This is a genomic window from Cribrihabitans neustonicus (assembly GCF_048820895.1).
Lineage (GTDB): Bacteria > Pseudomonadota > Alphaproteobacteria > Rhodobacterales > Rhodobacteraceae > Cribrihabitans_A > Cribrihabitans_A neustonicus.
This window is the reverse complement of the sequence record NZ_JBMERQ010000002.1, coordinates 73,142-88,185: the sequence shown is the minus strand read 5'-3', so window position 1 is coordinate 88,185 and position 15,044 is coordinate 73,142. Positions and strand designations below refer to the sequence as shown.

Sequence of the window (15,044 nt, the reverse complement as noted above, 5' to 3'; positions counted from 1 at the left end):
TCGCTGCAAGGAGCGGACGTTGCAATCGCCTCTGGAGCTTTGGGGCCTGTGCGGGCAGTATCGCGCCGCACCAGACTAGAGACGCCCCCGAAACGCCCCTGAGACGAGATACGCAATGCCCTTCACCCTTGCCACCTGGAACATCAACTCGGTCCGCCTGCGCGAGCCCATCGTTCTGAAACTCTTGCAGGAGCAGGCGCCGGATGTGCTTTGCCTCCAGGAATGCAAGAGCCCGGTGGAGAAGATCCCGATGGAAGCCTTCCGGGCGCTTGGCTACACCCACATGATCGGGCGCGGCCAGAAAGGCTACAACGGCGTTGCAATCCTCTCGCGCCTGCCGATTGAGGAGGCGGGCAGCGCCGATTACGCGAGCCTCGGCCACGCCCGCCACATCGCGGCCCGGCTGGAGAACGGAGTCACCATTCACAACTTCTATGTGCCCGCGGGCGGCGACGTGCCGGACCGCGAAGTGAACGAGAAGTTCGGCCAGAAGCTCGACTACCTGACGGAAATGCGCGACGCCTTCCGGGCCGAGGTGCCGCAGAAGTCGATCCTCGTCGGCGATCTCAACATCGCCCCCCGCGAGGATGACGTCTGGGACCACAAGAAGCTGCTGAAGGTGGTGAGCCACACGCCGGTCGAGGTCGAGCACCTGGCCGAGGTGCAGGAGGCCGGGGGCTGGGCCGACATCACCCGGCAGGACATTCCAGATGGCCGGCTCTACAGCTGGTGGAGCTACCGCGCGCGCGACTGGGACGCGGCTGACAAGGGGCGGAGGCTCGATCACATCTGGGCCAGCGCGGACATCGCCGCGGCGGGCCATTCCAGCCGTATCCTGCGGGACGCCCGCGGCTGGGACAAGCCGAGCGATCACGCCCCGGTCTTCGCCACCTTCGACCTTTGAGGGCGGGCGGGCCGGGCCGAACTCCTCTCTTGGTTTCTGCCGCGGCCGATTCCATATAGAGGGCAAGTTCCAAGCGGGAGAACAGTGACATGACGGATATTATCGGCAGCGGGGGCGGTACGGCCCCGGCAGGTGACCTGATCAAGGACGTAAGCGAAGCGTCCTTCATGCAGGATGTGGTCGACGCCTCGATGCAGGCGCCGGTGATCGTGGACTTCTGGGCACCCTGGTGCGGCCCATGCAAGACGCTGGGCCCGGCGCTGGAAGCGGCGGTGACCCGCGCCAAGGGTGCGGTCACCATGGCCAAGATCAACGTCGACGAAAACCAGCGCCTGGCCCAGGCGCTGGCGCAGCAAGGCCTGCCGCTGCAATCGATCCCCACCGTCGTGGCCTTCGTGCAGGGCCGCCCCATCGACATGTTCCAGGGCGCACTGCCGCCCAGCGAGATCGACGCCTTCCTGAAGCGGGTGATCGAAGCCGCGGGCGGCACCGCCGGAGGCGGCCTCGGCGAGGCGCTGGAAGCCGCCGAGGAGATGCTGGCAGAGGGCGCAGTCGCCGATGCGGCGCAGACCTTCGCCGCGGTTCTGGGCGAGGATGACAAGAATGCCGCCGCCTATGGCGGGCTGGCGCGCGCACATATCGCACTGGGCGACTTGGAGCAGGCCGAGGCCATTCTGAATGGCGCCCCCGCGGATATTTCCGATGCGCCCGAAATTGAGGCCGCACGGGCCCAGATCGAACTCGCCCGTCAGGCTGAGAACGCGGGGCCCGTGGGTGATCTGCGCGCTGCGGTGGAGGCCAATCCGGACGATCTTCAGGCCCGCTTCGACCTCGCTCAGGCGCTGCATGCATCGGGCGACGCCGAAGGCGCGGTAAACGAGCTGCTGGAACTGTTCCGCCGTGACCGCGAGTGGAACGGCGGCGCGGCCAAGGCGCAGCTCTTCACCATCTTTGATGCGCTGAAACCCAATGATCCGGTGGTGCTGAACGGCCGCCGCAAGCTGAGCTCGATGATATTTGCCTAAATAGGGGGCTGCACTACGTCTGAGCTATGATTCAGGCCGCTGATCTGCCCGACACGATCCCCGTGTTCCCCTTGCCCGGGGCGCTGTTGCTGCCCCGGTCCCGTCTGCCGCTTCACATCTTCGAGCCGCGCTACCTGCAAATGCTTGAAGACACGCTGAAATCTCAGCAGCGGCTGATTGGTATGGTGCAGCCCAGCCCCTCTGGCAACGGCAGCGCCGAGGGGCTGCACACGATCGGTTGCGCCGGCCGGGTCACTCAGTTTTCGGAAACCGAGGACGGGCGCTACCTGATCACTCTCTCCGGAGTGTCGCGCTTCCGCATTACCGGCGAGGCCAGCGGCTTCACCCCCTACCGGCGGTGCGACGTCAATTGGAACGGCTTCGAGCGGGACCTGGGCCGCACCGAGGCGGACGTCAGCCTTGACCGGCGTGCATTCCTCGACCTGCTGGAGCGGTTCTTCGTCGCGCGCGGGCTATCGACCGACTGGGAGTCGCTGAAGGAAGCGGACGATGAATTGCTGATCAATTCGCTGGCGATGCTGCTGGAATTCGACCCCGAGGACAAGCAGGCCTTGCTCGAGGCGCCCTGTCTTGCCACAAGGCGGGAAACACTTGTCACTTTGATCGAATACGCCCTGCGCGGCGGAACGCATGAGGAAATTCTGCAATGACCGGGACCGAGGCAAAATCCGGAACTCTTCAGGAGGCGAAGGCCGAACCCGCCTTCGACCGGCGGATGCTGGAAGCGCTGGTCTGCCCGCTGACTCAAACGGTTCTGGAATATGACGCCGAAGCGCAGGAGCTTGTCTCCCGCGCCGCCAACCTCGCCTTTCCGATCCGCAACGGCATTCCTGTGATGCTGGAAGACGAGGCCCGCACGCTGGACTGACTCCCTGCTCCTTATATTCCGGAGCTGGCGGGCCGCGATTGCTCTTTCGGGACTTCGGCAGATGCAGGAAAACGTGGTCGGCTCAGGACGCCTCCTTCAGATTGCCTGCCCCTTCAACAGACGCGGCAGGTCGCCGGTGAGCCCCGCCGCCTCGCGCACGAAACCGCGGCGCAGGCCCGGTAGAGCCTGGGCTAGTCCCATGCCGAGGTCCCGGCCCAGCCGCAGCACCGGGTTATCGTTGGAAAACAGACGGTTGAATATGTCCGTCGCCGCCGCCAGCGTGGCGGTATCGAACCGCCGCCATTGCTGGTATCGCGCAAGCACCAGTTCCGATCCGATATCCTCTCCGCGGCGGGCGGCTTCGGTCACCACCTCCGCCAGCGCGGCCACATCGCGCAGCCCCGCATTCAGCCCCTGGCCCGCGATCGGGTGCACCCCATGCGCCGCATCGCCCACCAGTGCCAGCCGGTCCGCGATGAAGCTGTTGGCGATGGTGAGGTTCAGGGGATAGGTGAAGCGTTTGCCGGCCAGCGAGATCTCCCCCAGGAAATCCCCGAACCGCGGCCGGAGCGCGGCCAGATAGCCCTGGTCATCCATGCCCTGGATCGCCTCTGCCAACTCCCGCCGCTCGCTCCACACGATGGAGGAGCGGTTCCCCGGCAGCGGCAGGATCGCCAGCGGCCCGGGCGGCATGAAGAACTGGTGTGCCACGCCATTGTGCGGCTTCTCGTGCGCGATCGCGCAGACCAGCGCGGTCTGGCCGTAGTCCCAGCCGCTCCGCTTGATGCCTGCGCGCGCGGCGGTGCCGCTCCGGCGACCGTCCGAGCCGACCAGCAGCCGCCCGTGCAGGGCGGAGCCATCCGCGAGCGTGACGCTGACGCCGCCCGGCTCCACCGCCTGCGCCACCACGCGCTGGCCATGCACCAGGGTGATGCCGGGCGTGTCCTGCATCGCCTGAAGGAAGGCGCGGCGCAGGTAGCGGTCCTCAACCATGTAGCCCATCGGGCCCTCGTCCAGCTCCTCGCCGCTGAAGTGCAGGAAGAAGGGCGAGGGGCCAAGGCCCGCATGGCCGTCGGTCACCTTGATCTCCTGCATCGGCTGGGCGTGATCGGCCACCGCGGGCCAGACGCCGATCTGCGCCAGCAGCTTCTGCGAGGCCAGCGCCAGCGCATAGCCGCGCCCGTCGAAGCTGTCATCCTCCAGCTGCGCCGGGCTCAGCGCGTCGATCACGGTGACGCTGTGGCCGGTCTGGGCGAGCGCCAGAGCCAGGGCGGGGCCGTTGAGCCCGCCGCCCACGATCAGGATATCGGAGCTGTTTTTCATGCCCCGCAATATGCCCCTGCCAGCGCGATTGTCCATCCGCCAAGCGCGGGATTGTGCCTGCGCTGCGCTGCCGCTACCGTTTGCCGCAAACGCATGGGGAGACGAGCCGATGAACGAGTGGCTGACTATGACCGCCGCCAGCCTGGGGCGGGGAATCGCGGCGGGGGAGATCAGCCCGCTGGCGCTGACCCGCAGCTACCTGGAGGCGATCGATGCCCACCAGGAGGCCACCCGGATCTACACCCAAGTGACCCAAGACCGCGCTTTGGCGGAGGCCGCCGCGGCAGAGGCGCGCGCCAAGGCCGGCCTGCGCCGCTCACCGCTCGACGGGGTGCCGCTGAGCTGGAAGGACCTCTTCGACAGCGCAGGGATTGCCACCGAATCCGGCTCGGCGCTCCTCAAAGGCCGGGTGCCGGAACGCGACGCGCCGGTGCTGCGCAATGCTACCGCGATGGGGGCCATCTGCCTCGGCAAGACGCATATGAGCGAGCTGGCGTTCTCCGGCCTCGGCTTCAACCCGGTGACCGCGACGCCCCCCAACGTGAACGATGCGGGGGCTGCGCCCGGCGGGTCCTCCTCCGGCGCCGCGGCCTCGGTTGCGCATGGGCTGGCGGCGGGAGCCATCGGCTCGGACACCGGCGGCTCGGTGCGCATCCCGGCGGCCTGGAACGATCTCGTGGGGCTGAAGACCACCTCGGGCCGCATCCCGCTCGACGGCGCGGTTCCGCTCTGCCTGAAGTTCGACACCATCGGCCCGCTCGCCCGCTCGGTGGAGGACGCAGGCCTGCTGCTTGGCCTGCTTGAGGGCACTACCGGGCCGGACCTGCGCAGTCCTCCGCCGCTCAAGAGCCGCCGCTTTGCCGATCTGCAGACCGTGGTGCTATCGGACATCGACCCGCGGGTTGCCGCCGCCCATGCCTCCGCTCTGGACCGGCTGCGCGATGCCGGAGCCGAGATCGTGCCGTTGGAGGTGCCGGAACTGGCCGAGGCGATGGACCTCAGCCCGATCCTCTATACCACCGAAGCCTATGGCCTCTGGAAGGACGTGATCGAGGCGGCTCCGCATCTGATGTATGGTGAGATCCTCGAACGCTTCCGCACCGGCGCGCAGTTCTCCGGCCCCGATTACGTCGCCGCCTGGCAGACGCTGGAGCGGTACCGCGCGGCCTGGCACCGCGCCGTCGCGGGCTTTGACGCGGTGCTGAGCCCGACGGCGCCGAACCTGCCGCCCAACGTGGCGCGGCTGCAAAGCGACCGGGAGTACTACGTGAAGGCCAACCTCCTTGCACTCCGCAACACCCGCGTCGGCAACCTGATGGGGCTGAGCGGCCTGTCGCTGCCCACCGGCACCCCAAGCTGCGGTCTGCAACTCCTGGGCAAGCCCCACGGCGAAGAGGCACTGCTGCGCATTGGCGCCGCGGTGGAGGCCGCTCTTGTCTGAATGCCACATTCGCCCCGCGCCGGGCGATCACCGGGTGGACGCATCCGCCCCCTCCCTGTAACCTGAGGCGCAAACGGGGCGCCCATGATCCCGTGACCGAGGCTTGAAAATCATGACTTTCCCAGAGCGGTTCGCGAACCTGCCTGCCTATGCCTTTCCGCGCCTGCGGGCGCTTCTGGACCACCACGCCCCGGGCGGGGACGTGGTGCATATGACCATTGGCGAGCCGAAACACGCGTTCCCGCAGTGGGTGAGCGAGGTGATTGCCGAGAACGCCGCGGCCTTCAACCAGTACCCGGCCAACGACGGCACGCCCGAGCTGCGCGGCGCGATCACGGACTGGATCAGCCGCCGCTATGGCGTGAGCCTCGATCCCGAGACCAATGTGATGGCGCTCAACGGCACCCGCGAGGGGCTCTACAACGCGGCGATGGCGCTGTGCCCGGAGCAGAAGAACGGCCAGCGCCCCGCGGTGCTGATCCCGAACCCGTTCTACCAGGTCTACATGGTGGCGACGATCTCGGTCGGGGCGGAGCCGGTGTTCGTGCCCGCAACCGCTGAAACCGGCCATCTGCCCGACTACGAGAGCCTTCCGCCCGAGGTGCTGGACCGCACTGCAGTGGCCTACATCTGCTCCCCCGCGAACCCGCAGGGCGCGGTGGCCTCGCGGGACTACTGGGAGCGGCTGATCCGGCTGGCGGAGAAACACGACTTCCGCATCTTCGCCGATGAATGCTACTCCGAGATCTACCGCGACACGCCGCCTGTGGGCGCGCTCACCGTCGCGCAGGAGCTGGGCGCGGACCCGGAGCGGGTGGTGCTGTTCAACTCGCTCTCCAAACGCTCAAACCTGCCGGGGCTGCGCTCCGGGCTGGTCGCGGGCGGGCCGGAAAGCCTCAAGCGGATCAAGCAGCTGCGCGCCTATTCCGGCGCACCGCTGCCCGGGCCCCTGCAGGCCGCCGCCGCCCGCGTTTGGGCGGACGAGGCGCATGTGCAGGAAAACCGCGCGCTCTATCAGGAGAAATACGCCATCGCCGATGAGGTCTTCGCGGGCCTTGACGGATACATGGCGCCGGAGGCGGGCTTCTTCCTCTGGCTGCCGGTCGAGGATGGCGAGCGCGCGGCGCTGAAACTCTGGCAGGAAACCGGCGTGCGGGTGCTGCCCGGCGCCTACCTGGCACAGGGGAAACCGGGCCGGAACCCGGGCGAGACATACATCCGGGTGGCGCTGGTCGCCCCCGCCGAACAGACCCGCACCGCGCTCACCACCCTGCGCGCGTGCCTGTACTGACATCTGCCCGGCGGCCCGCATTGGGGCAGGCCGCCGCGCCAAGAGCAAGAAACGCACCGGTCCCATGAACCCCGCGGCCAACAGCGGGGCAGGGCCGGCAAGGAAACGGAACCGAGGTAGGCATGGCATTTCAATCCCGCAGCCGCGATCCGCTGCTTGACAGCAACATGCAGGCAGCCATCGAAAAGCGCGGCAAGGAGCTGATCGGGGTCGTCCTGATCGGGCTCGGCCTCGCCCTGGCGGCGATGATCGGCAGCTACACGCCGGACGATCCGAACTGGATGGTCTCCACCGATGCGCCGGTGCAGAACTGGATGGGCCGCCCCGGCGCCTCGATCTCCTTCATCCTCATCACGCTGTTCGGGCTGGCAAGCTGGGCGCTGCCGCTGTTCCTCTCGGTCTGGGGCGCGCGTTTCGTGCTGCACAAGGGCGAGGACCGCGTGATCTGGCCGCTCTTGCTCTCGGTGCCGTGGCTGCTGGTGGTGGCGCTGCACATGGAGACGCTGAATGCGACGCCCGCCTGGCAGGCGGCGCATCACTCGGGTCTGGGCGGCATGGTCGGCTATACCTTCCTTGGCGCGCTGCTGTCGCTGTTGCCCGTCAGCCTGCAGTTCATGGTGAAGCTGATGTCGCTCCTCACCGCGGCGGGCATGCTGGCGCTGGGAAGCACGGTGCTGGGCTTCACCTGGCCCGAGGTGAAAGCGGGTCTGCGCCGGGTGCTCCTGGGCCTGATCCTAGCCTATGACGCCGCCGCCGGTCTGCTGGGCCGCGGCGCCTCCAGCGGTCTGCAGGCGGCAATGACCTACCGCCGCAACAAGGCCGAACGGGCGGCGGGCTTCGACGCGGAAGACGAGGCCCGCGCCTACGCCGACCCGGACGCCGACGTCTTCGAGGACTACCCCGAGGACAATTACGCCCCCGCCGTCGCGGCGCCGGTGGCAGCCCCAGCACCCGCCCCCGCGGCACCCGCTAAACCGGGCCTGCTGGCCCGCATGCCCGGCCTGATCCGCCGCACCCCGGCGGAGCCGGAACCGGCCGGCTGGGAGGATGATGCCTGTGGCGCGGAAGCTTACAACGGCCAGCCCGGCGAGACCCGCATCTCCGAGAAGATCGCCAATGCCGTCCGCATCCGCCGCGCTGCCGAACAGCCGCCGGAGCCCGACCCGAACCTGCCGTTGACCAAGGGCCGCGGCCAACGCCCGGCACCGCTGATCTTCAACCCGAACCCCGCTCCGGCCGGCCTGCCGCCGGAACCGCCGCTGACCGGTGCGCCGGTGCCGCGGCTCACCGCCGCGGTCGCTCCCGACTGGGAGCCCCAAGTGGAGGAGATCCCCTCCGAAGTTGCCTATGACGTGGCGGAAGACGAAGCCGGGATGGACTGGCCTGAGGTAGTGCCGGACCACATGCCCTCCGAGGCCCTGCCCAGCAGCCTGCCTACCGCATCTGACGCCGGGCGCGAACTGCGCCGCGCGCCCTCTGCCCCGGCCTCCGGTGAAACACCAGCTGGTGCCCCGGCCGCAGCCCCCGGCCCGCGCCTCACCGTCGACCTGCCCAAGGCTGAGCCGCGCAAGGCGGTGGTCAGCAAGCCTGCACCGAAACCCGCCCAGCCCTCCGCCCGCGCCAAGGCCGAAGCGCAGCCCAACCTCGCCTTCACCGAGGCAGAGAGCGATTTCGAACTGCCGCCGCTCAGCCTGCTCACCAACCCGCAGAATATTGAGCGCCACCACCTCAGCGACGAAGCGCTGGAGGAGAACGCGCGCATGCTGGAATCGGTGCTCGACGATTATGGCGTGAAGGGCGAGATCGTCTCAGTCCGCCCCGGCCCCGTCGTCACCATGTACGAGCTGGAGCCGGCTCCGGGCCTTAAGGCGTCCCGCGTTATCGGCCTGGCCGACGATATCGCCCGCTCCATGTCGGCGCTGTCGGCGCGGGTCTCTACCGTGCCGGGGCGCACCGTGATCGGCATCGAACTTCCGAACGAAAACCGCGAAAAGGTGGTGCTGCGGGAAATCCTTGCCAGCCGCGACTTCGGCGACGGCAACCACGCGCTGCCACTGGCGCTCGGCAAGGACATCGGCGGCGACAGCATGGTCGCAAACCTCGCCAAGATGCCCCACCTGCTGATCGCGGGCACCACCGGCTCCGGCAAGTCGGTCGCGATCAACACCATGATCCTGTCGCTCCTCTACAAGCTAACGCCGGAGGAATGCCGCCTGATCATGATCGACCCCAAGATGCTGGAACTGTCGGTCTATGACGGCATCCCGCACCTGCTGAGCCCGGTGGTCACCGACCCCAAGAAGGCTGTCGTCGCGCTCAAGTGGGTGGTCGGCGAGATGGAGGACCGCTACCGCAAGATGTCCAAGATGGGCGTGCGCAACATCGCGGGTTACAACGGCCGGGTGAAGGAGGCTCTGGCGAAGGGCGAGATGTTCTCGCGCACCGTGCAGACCGGGTTCGACGATGACACCGGAGAGCCGGTGTTCGAGACCGAGGAATTCCAGCCCGTCGCGCTGCCCTACATCGTCGTTATCGTCGACGAGATGGCCGACCTGATGATGGTTGCGGGCAAGGAAATCGAGGCGTGCATCCAGCGCCTGGCGCAGATGGCGCGGGCCTCGGGCATCCACCTGATCATGGCCACCCAGCGTCCCTCGGTCGATGTGATCACCGGCACCATCAAAGCGAACTTCCCGACCCGGATCTCCTTCCAGGTGACCTCCAAAGTCGACAGCCGGACGATCCTTGGCGAAATGGGCGCCGAGCAGCTCCTCGGCATGGGCGATATGCTCTACATGGCGGGCGGCGCCAAGATCACCCGCTGCCACGGGCCGTTCGTGTCGGATGAGGAAGTCGAGGAGGTGGTCAACCACCTCAAGCAGTTCGGCCCGCCGGATTACGTTGGAAGTGTGCTGGATGGCCCCGACGAGGAAAAGGCCGACAACATCGACGCGGTGCTGGGGCTCTCCACCGGCGGCAACACCGATACCGAGGATGCGCTCTACGACACCGCGGTGGCGATCGTGGTCAAGGACCGCAAGTGCTCCACCTCCTACATCCAGCGCAAGCTGGCGATCGGCTACAACAAGGCCGCGCGCCTGGTCGAGCAGATGGAGGAGGAGGGCGTGGTCTCGGCCGCGAACCACGTGGGCAAGCGCGAGATTCTGGTGCCGGAACAGTAACCTGAGCGGAAACCTGCACGATTATCTGCCGATGCCGGCCCCGCCCGCGGGCCGGCATCTTCACATTTGCAGGCCCGCGCCTATGTTGGTCTCATGAAACGGATTTTACTCACCCTTGCGCTGATCGTCGCGGCCCCCGGAGCCTGGGCCGCCGAGAAACTCAGCCTGAACGAGATCTCGCGCTATCTGAACGGGATCTCGACCGCGTCTTCGCCGTTCACCCAGATCAACGGCGATGGCAGCCTGTCCACCGGCAAGCTCTACATGCACCGCCCGGGCCGGATGCGCTTTGAGTACGACAACAAGGGCGGCACCGTGATCGCCGGCGGCGGCGCCGTGGTGATCGAGGACCCGAAATCGAACCAGCCGGCGGAGACTTACCCGCTCAGCCGCACGCCGCTGTCGATCATCCTGGCACGCAACGTCGACCTGGGCCGCGCCAATATGGTGGTGGGCCACAGCTTCGATGGCACCTCCACCGTGGTACGGGCGCAGGATCCGAAACACCCGGAGCATGGCAGCATTGAGATGATGTTCACCGGCAATCCGGTCGAACTGCGCAAATGGGTGGTTCATGACAGCGCAGGCGAAAGCACCACCGTCGTGCTCGGCGCGCTGGAGACCGGTGTCAGCCTGCCTGGTTCACTGTTCCGCCCCGGCCGCAGCCGCTAAGCCGTGCGGCCGGCAAAAAACGCCCCGTTTGCCGGCCTCAAACATATTTTGGAGAAGAGCGCCCGCAGCGCGCGCACGCGCGCTGCCCGGCCCAAGGGGCGGTTTGCGAGTTTGCCAGAAAGCGCCTGACACCGGGCGGGAGCGTCCTGGGCGAAGGTGTTGCGGGTGCGCACTGCTGCACCCCTGGCCAGGCCGTGGGGTGCAGCAGAAAATGCCGTCTTTAGCGGTAGTGGCGGCAGGTGGCCAGCTGGGCTTGGTAGGTGCGCGCCCGCGCCTCCACCTGCGAGGCCACCTGCATCAGCCAGGCCTTGTGCCGGTAGCTGCCGCGGGCATAGCCGGAGTGGCCTTCGTGATAGGCCAGATACTGGTTGCGCGCGTCATAAAGCGGGATGCCGTTCTTGGTCCGGCTCTTCGCCATGTACCACCCCATGAAGTCAGCCGCGTCTTTGATCCGGTCCCGCTTGGCCCGCCGCCGCCCGGTGTCGCGGCGGTAGTCGTCCCAAGTGCCGTCCAGCGCCTGGCTGTAGCCGTAGGCGCTCGATTGCCGCCCGACCGGGATCACGCCCAGGAGGTACTGGTGCGGCGTGCGGGCATCGCCGCGGAACCGGCTCTCGTGGTAGATAGTCGCCATTTGCACATGCACCGGCACCCCCCAGCGGCGCTGGGTGGCGCGGAAGGCCTTCAGGTATTCCGGACGCTGCTTGATGATGCTGCACGCATTGTCCAGATTGCGCGGCGGCTCGTTGTACCCGCCCCCGCAGGACGCCAGCCCCAGCAGGAGAACCAGGGCGCTGATGATTCTGCTCATTGCCTCTGCCACTTTTTTGTTTTGCCGCGAGTCTACCGGATCGCCGCCCGGGTGAAAATCAAATTTCAGGTTGTGAGGGGGGCTGAGGGCCATGCTGCAAAACGGAAGCCCGGATGCGGCAACCCTGCCGCTAGTACCGTCTCTGCAGCGGAAAACCGCCACTGTAACGGATGAGCTCACAGAATGTTTCCCCGGAAATCTGCGCCAACGATTGGACTTTCCCCGGCACGAAGCGCTATTTAGGAAAGTATGGGAGCTGGAAAAACATGCTGAAGTCGCGCGCAAAATACAATCTGGGGCAAGTCGTCCGGCACCGCAAACACCCGTTCCGCGGTGTGGTTTTCGATGTCGATCCCGAGTTCGCCAATTCCGAGGAATGGTATCAGGCCATCCCCGAGGACAGCCGGCCGCACAAGGCCCAGCCTTTCTATCACCTGCTGGCCGAGAACGAGCAGTCCTACTACGTGGCTTACGTCTCGGAGCAGAACCTGGTGGCCGACTACTCGGGCGAGCCGGTAGGCCACCCCGACGTCACCGAGATGTTCGGGCAGTTCGACGGCGGCGCCTATTCCCTGGATTTCCAGCTGAACTGACCGCGGCCGCCATAGCGGCGCAGGGCCGCAGCAGACCCGCCCCCCTGACCTCTAATGCCCCGTGCTCAATATCCCAGCGCGCAGCCGTCCTTGCGCGGGTCGCTGCCGCCCTCCAGCACGCCCGATGCGTGCATGAAAATCGCCTGAGCCCCGCCAAGCGGCGTCTCTGGCACTTCGATCTTGTGGCCCATCCCGGCTAGCTCCTCCAGCACCGCGGCGCTGTAGCCGCGCTCGGCCTTCAGTACGCCGCCATCGGCAAAGCAGCGCGGCGCGTCAATCGCGGCCTGCAGCTCCATGCCGAAATTCGCCACGTTGGTCAGCAGCCGGGCGTGGCCGGTGGGCTGGTAGGCACCGCCCATCACCCCGAAGGGCATCACCACGCGGCCCTCCTGGCGCAGCATCGCGGGGATGATCGTGTGCATCGGCCGCTTTCCGCCCGCCATCTCGTTCGGATGGCCTTCCTGGAGCGTGAAGCCTGCACCGCGGTTCTGCATCAGGATACCGAACTTCTCCGAGGCGATCCCCGATCCGAAACTGTGAAAGATCGAATAGATCAGCGAGACCGCCATGCCGTCCTTGTCCACGACGGTGATGTAGACCGTGTCCTTGTGGACCGACTCGGTAAGCGGCGCGGCCGCGGCCATAGCCCGGTGCGGGTCGATCAGCGCGGCGAGCTTTTCGGCGGTCTCCGGTGCCAGCATGTGCTGAAGCCGCGCGGTGTGGTCCGGGTCGGCGAGGAAGCGGTTGCGTGCATCATAAGCGAGCTTGCTGGCCTCAGCCTCGATATGGGCGCGCTCGGCCCCGAAGGGATCCATGCCCGCGATGTCGGAATGTTTGAGAATGTTGAGCAGAAGAATCGCCGTTGCGCCCTGACCGTTGGGCGGATGCTCGGCCAGTTCCATACCTTTGTAGGTGCCAAAGACCGGCTCCGTGACGTCCGCCCGGACCGCGGCAAAATCCTCCGCGGTCTGTACCCCGCCAAGCGCGGTGAGCGCGGCCACCATGTCCGCGGCGACCTCGCCGGTGTAAAAGGCATCGCGCCCGTCCCGGGCGATGCGGCGCAGCACCTCGGCCTGCCCTGGTGCGCGGAACAGCGCGCCCGCGGCAGGCGCCTTGCCGTCCTGCAGATAGGCGTTGCGCGCCGCGCCCTGCAGCCTGTCCGCACTGTTCTGCCAGTCAAAGGCGGTGCGCGGCGCCACCGGAACGCCTTCCTCGGCATAGCGGATAGCGGGCTCCAGGAGCACTGCCAGCCCGAGCTTGCCTTCGCTTTCGGCGAGCCGGCAGAAGGCATCGATCGCGCCCGGCAGGGTCACCGCATGCGCGCTGCCCAGCGGCACCGCGTTCAGGCCCTGGCTCCGCAGATCCGCCGCGCTCGCCGCTGCCGCCGCCCGGCCGGAGCCGTTCAGCGCATGGATTTCGGGGGAGCCGGGCCGCGAGTAGAGCACGAAGCAGTCGCCGCCGATGCCAGTCATCTGCGGTTCGCAAATCCCCAGCAGCACCGCCCCCGCGATCGCCGCATCCATCGCATTGCCGCCGCGCTTGAGGATGTCGACCGCTGTGGCCGCTGCCAGCGGATGCGAGGTGGCGCACATGCCGTTAGAGGCAAAGACCGCCGACCGTCCGTTCCGATGAAAATCCCGCATGGCTCACCTCCTCTTGCTGCCGGACATGACCCTAAGGAAAGGGCCGCCATTGGCAATCCTTATAGCGGCCTGACGCAGCGGCGCGGAACCGGGGCGGTGCGGGACAGGAGCGGCCGGGGGAGGAAGGACCCCCGGCACCGCCCGATGGTGGGGGCAATCTGCGCGGCGCCGGGGCAGAGCTTTCTTGAGCTACGGATCAATCTTTTGCAGATATTTCGGGCAGGGCTTGGCCCGGATTGGGGCGCCATTGCGGCGGGTCGTCAAATCCTCGCAACAAGAAGCCTCTCCGCCTTCCGGGCCGGGCGATGGTTGCTGCCTCAAGGGTGGGGCAGATCCTGCGCGCGCTGGGCGGCCGCGTTCCCGCCTCTGTTCGGGCTCCGGAGCCCGCTGCGGCGGAAGGGCTCGCCGCCGGGCATTAATTGCGGGGGCTATCGGGGCGGCCGGTCAGCTTGATTTCGAAGCACAGCGACAAGTTGTTGCCGCTGCCGGTACGCTCATACTTGATCTGGCTGGTCAACTCGCGGATCAGGAACCAGCCGAAGCCGCCCTCGGGCAGATCGGTATGCGGGACGCTGACGTCCGCGGGCTTACCGTCGGGCAACTGGCCGCCGGGGTAGGGGCCGCCGGCATCACGGATGTTCACCCAGAGCTGTTCGGCATGCAGTTGGCAGCCGATTGTCACATCGCCCGGCGCAGTGCCGGCATAGGCATGTTCGACCACATTGTTGACCGCCTCGGTCAGCGCGATCTGCACCTCGTCAGCACGCTCCCCCGGCACTCCGAGCGTGCGCAGCCGGGAAACGATATCGGCGATGCCCGCGCGGGCATCCATGTCAGTGGCCGTGAACGAGCAGGCGAAGGTTCTTACCATCAAATTCTCGCTTTGCGCCGCCAGCGCGCTTAATGTCACGTGTTTGCCCGTGCCGGGGACGTCGCCTCGCTGATCGACCCGTAGAGATTGAAGACGGTATCCATCCGGGTCAGGCGGAAGACCTTCTCGACCATCGGCGTTAGTCCGGCCAGGTCCAGCCGGCGGCTGCCGTCCAGCTGCTTCATGGCCGCCACGATTGCGCCGAGGCCGCTGGAATCGATGAACTGAACCTGCGACAAGTCCAGTATCACCCGCTCCGGCCCGCTTTCGGTCTCGCTCCGCATGTCTTCCTTGAACTGGATGGCCATGGCGGCATCAATGCGGTCCGCGTTGACTTTGACGATCTGGGCATCGTCCGTCATGGTCGTTGTCAGGCTCATGTCTCTCCCCCGGAGTGATAGG

General features: G+C 67.1%; 14 protein-coding genes. 9 read left to right on the top strand and 5 right to left on the bottom strand.

The genetic code is table 11. The features are described 5' to 3' along the window. The first annotated feature begins 115 nt into the window (after positions 1 to 115). The 4 genes from ACOHWE_RS05550 (at position 116) to ACOHWE_RS05535 (ending at position 2,818) form a co-directional block, all read left to right on the top strand. Entirely contained in the window at positions 116 to 904 is a 789-nt protein-coding gene (locus ACOHWE_RS05550; RefSeq protein ID WP_420664801.1) for an exodeoxyribonuclease III, read from the top strand. Positions 905 to 993: 89 nt separating this feature from the next. Then, entirely contained in the window at positions 994 to 1,929 is a 936-nt protein-coding gene (locus tag ACOHWE_RS05545; RefSeq protein WP_420664800.1) for a tetratricopeptide repeat protein, read from the top strand. A 26-nt stretch (positions 1,930 to 1,955) separates the two neighbouring features. Further along, positions 1,956 to 2,600 carry an LON peptidase substrate-binding domain-containing protein gene (locus ACOHWE_RS05540; RefSeq protein ID WP_420664798.1) on the top strand — a complete coding sequence of 215 codons (645 nt, stop codon included), beginning with the start codon at positions 1,956 to 1,958 and terminating at the stop codon, positions 2,598 to 2,600. Further along, a complete protein-coding gene (locus ACOHWE_RS05535; protein ID WP_420664797.1) occupies positions 2,597 to 2,818 on the top strand; it encodes a Trm112 family protein in 222 nt (73 codons plus the stop codon). Before ACOHWE_RS05540 ends, ACOHWE_RS05535 begins: the two co-directional genes overlap by 4 nt. 96 nt (positions 2,819 to 2,914) lie before the next feature. On the opposite strand, the gene ACOHWE_RS05530 is transcribed toward ACOHWE_RS05535, so the two are convergent. After that, positions 2,915 to 4,141, bottom strand: a complete 1,227-nt coding sequence (locus ACOHWE_RS05530) for an FAD-dependent monooxygenase (RefSeq protein ID WP_420664795.1) — start codon at positions 4,139 to 4,141, stop codon at positions 2,915 to 2,917. A gap of 109 nt (positions 4,142 to 4,250) precedes the next feature. On the opposite strand from ACOHWE_RS05530, the gene ACOHWE_RS05525 reads away from it, so the two are divergent. The 4 genes from ACOHWE_RS05525 (at position 4,251) to ACOHWE_RS05510 (ending at position 10,727) form a co-directional block, all read left to right on the top strand. Next, complete coding sequence (locus ACOHWE_RS05525; protein ID WP_420664794.1) at positions 4,251 to 5,582, top strand: amidase; 1,332 nt, start codon at positions 4,251 to 4,253, stop codon at positions 5,580 to 5,582. A gap of 112 nt (positions 5,583 to 5,694) precedes the next feature. Further along, the gene (locus tag ACOHWE_RS05520) at positions 5,695 to 6,873 is read left to right on the top strand and encodes an aminotransferase class I/II-fold pyridoxal phosphate-dependent enzyme (protein ID WP_420664793.1); all 1,179 of its coding nucleotides are present in this window, start codon (positions 5,695 to 5,697) and stop codon (positions 6,871 to 6,873) included. Between the two features lie 122 nt (positions 6,874 to 6,995). Continuing rightward, a complete protein-coding gene (locus ACOHWE_RS05515; protein ID WP_420664792.1) occupies positions 6,996 to 10,055 on the top strand; it encodes a DNA translocase FtsK in 3,060 nt (1,019 codons plus the stop codon). A 93-nt stretch (positions 10,056 to 10,148) separates the two neighbouring features. Next, positions 10,149 to 10,727 (top strand): LolA family protein, encoded by a 579-nt coding sequence (locus ACOHWE_RS05510; RefSeq protein ID WP_420664790.1) that lies wholly within the window; start codon positions 10,149 to 10,151, stop codon positions 10,725 to 10,727. A gap of 220 nt (positions 10,728 to 10,947) precedes the next feature. Here ACOHWE_RS05510 and ACOHWE_RS05505 read toward each other — a convergent pair whose 3' ends face one another. After that, positions 10,948 to 11,535, bottom strand: a complete 588-nt coding sequence (locus ACOHWE_RS05505; RefSeq protein WP_420664788.1) for a transglycosylase SLT domain-containing protein — start codon at positions 11,533 to 11,535, stop codon at positions 10,948 to 10,950. Positions 11,536 to 11,801: 266 nt separating this feature from the next. Here ACOHWE_RS05505 and hspQ point away from each other — a divergent pair, with 266 nt between their 5' ends. Next, the gene (hspQ, locus tag ACOHWE_RS05500) at positions 11,802 to 12,128 is read left to right on the top strand and encodes a heat shock protein HspQ (RefSeq protein ID WP_420664786.1); all 327 of its coding nucleotides are present in this window, start codon (positions 11,802 to 11,804) and stop codon (positions 12,126 to 12,128) included. 65 nt (positions 12,129 to 12,193) lie between these two features. On the opposite strand, the gene ACOHWE_RS05495 is transcribed toward hspQ, so the two are convergent. From ACOHWE_RS05495 to ACOHWE_RS05485, 3 genes are all read right to left on the bottom strand, one after another. Next, positions 12,194 to 13,771, bottom strand: a complete 1,578-nt coding sequence (locus ACOHWE_RS05495) for a gamma-glutamyltransferase family protein (RefSeq protein WP_420664784.1) — start codon at positions 13,769 to 13,771, stop codon at positions 12,194 to 12,196. Between the two features lie 415 nt (positions 13,772 to 14,186). Then, positions 14,187 to 14,642: an ATP-binding protein gene (locus ACOHWE_RS05490; protein WP_420664783.1), complete on the bottom strand. Its 456-nt coding sequence runs from the start codon at positions 14,640 to 14,642 to the stop codon at positions 14,187 to 14,189. 35 nt (positions 14,643 to 14,677) lie between these two features. After that, the gene (locus ACOHWE_RS05485) at positions 14,678 to 15,022 is read right to left on the bottom strand and encodes an STAS domain-containing protein (RefSeq protein WP_420664781.1); all 345 of its coding nucleotides are present in this window, start codon (positions 15,020 to 15,022) and stop codon (positions 14,678 to 14,680) included. Between the last annotated feature and the right edge of the window lie 22 nt (positions 15,023 to 15,044).

Coding starts and splice junctions, on each gene's coding strand:
- ACOHWE_RS05550 (WP_420664801.1), top strand. CDS start 116: ATGCCCTTCACCCTTGCCACCTGGAACATCAACTCGGTCCGCCTGCGC.
- ACOHWE_RS05545 (WP_420664800.1), top strand. CDS start 994: ATGACGGATATTATCGGCAGCGGGGGCGGTACGGCCCCGGCAGGTGAC.
- ACOHWE_RS05540 (WP_420664798.1), top strand. CDS start 1,956: ATGATTCAGGCCGCTGATCTGCCCGACACGATCCCCGTGTTCCCCTTG.
- ACOHWE_RS05535 (WP_420664797.1), top strand. CDS start 2,597: ATGACCGGGACCGAGGCAAAATCCGGAACTCTTCAGGAGGCGAAGGCC.
- ACOHWE_RS05530 (WP_420664795.1), bottom strand. CDS start 4,141: ATGAAAAACAGCTCCGATATCCTGATCGTGGGCGGCGGGCTCAACGGC.
- ACOHWE_RS05525 (WP_420664794.1), top strand. CDS start 4,251: ATGAACGAGTGGCTGACTATGACCGCCGCCAGCCTGGGGCGGGGAATC.
- ACOHWE_RS05520 (WP_420664793.1), top strand. CDS start 5,695: ATGACTTTCCCAGAGCGGTTCGCGAACCTGCCTGCCTATGCCTTTCCG.
- ACOHWE_RS05515 (WP_420664792.1), top strand. CDS start 6,996: ATGGCATTTCAATCCCGCAGCCGCGATCCGCTGCTTGACAGCAACATG.
- ACOHWE_RS05510 (WP_420664790.1), top strand. CDS start 10,149: ATGAAACGGATTTTACTCACCCTTGCGCTGATCGTCGCGGCCCCCGGA.
- ACOHWE_RS05505 (WP_420664788.1), bottom strand. CDS start 11,535: ATGAGCAGAATCATCAGCGCCCTGGTTCTCCTGCTGGGGCTGGCGTCC.
- hspQ (WP_420664786.1), top strand. CDS start 11,802: ATGCTGAAGTCGCGCGCAAAATACAATCTGGGGCAAGTCGTCCGGCAC.
- ACOHWE_RS05495 (WP_420664784.1), bottom strand. CDS start 13,771: ATGCGGGATTTTCATCGGAACGGACGGTCGGCGGTCTTTGCCTCTAAC.
- ACOHWE_RS05490 (WP_420664783.1), bottom strand. CDS start 14,642: ATGGTAAGAACCTTCGCCTGCTCGTTCACGGCCACTGACATGGATGCC.
- ACOHWE_RS05485 (WP_420664781.1), bottom strand. CDS start 15,022: ATGAGCCTGACAACGACCATGACGGACGATGCCCAGATCGTCAAAGTC.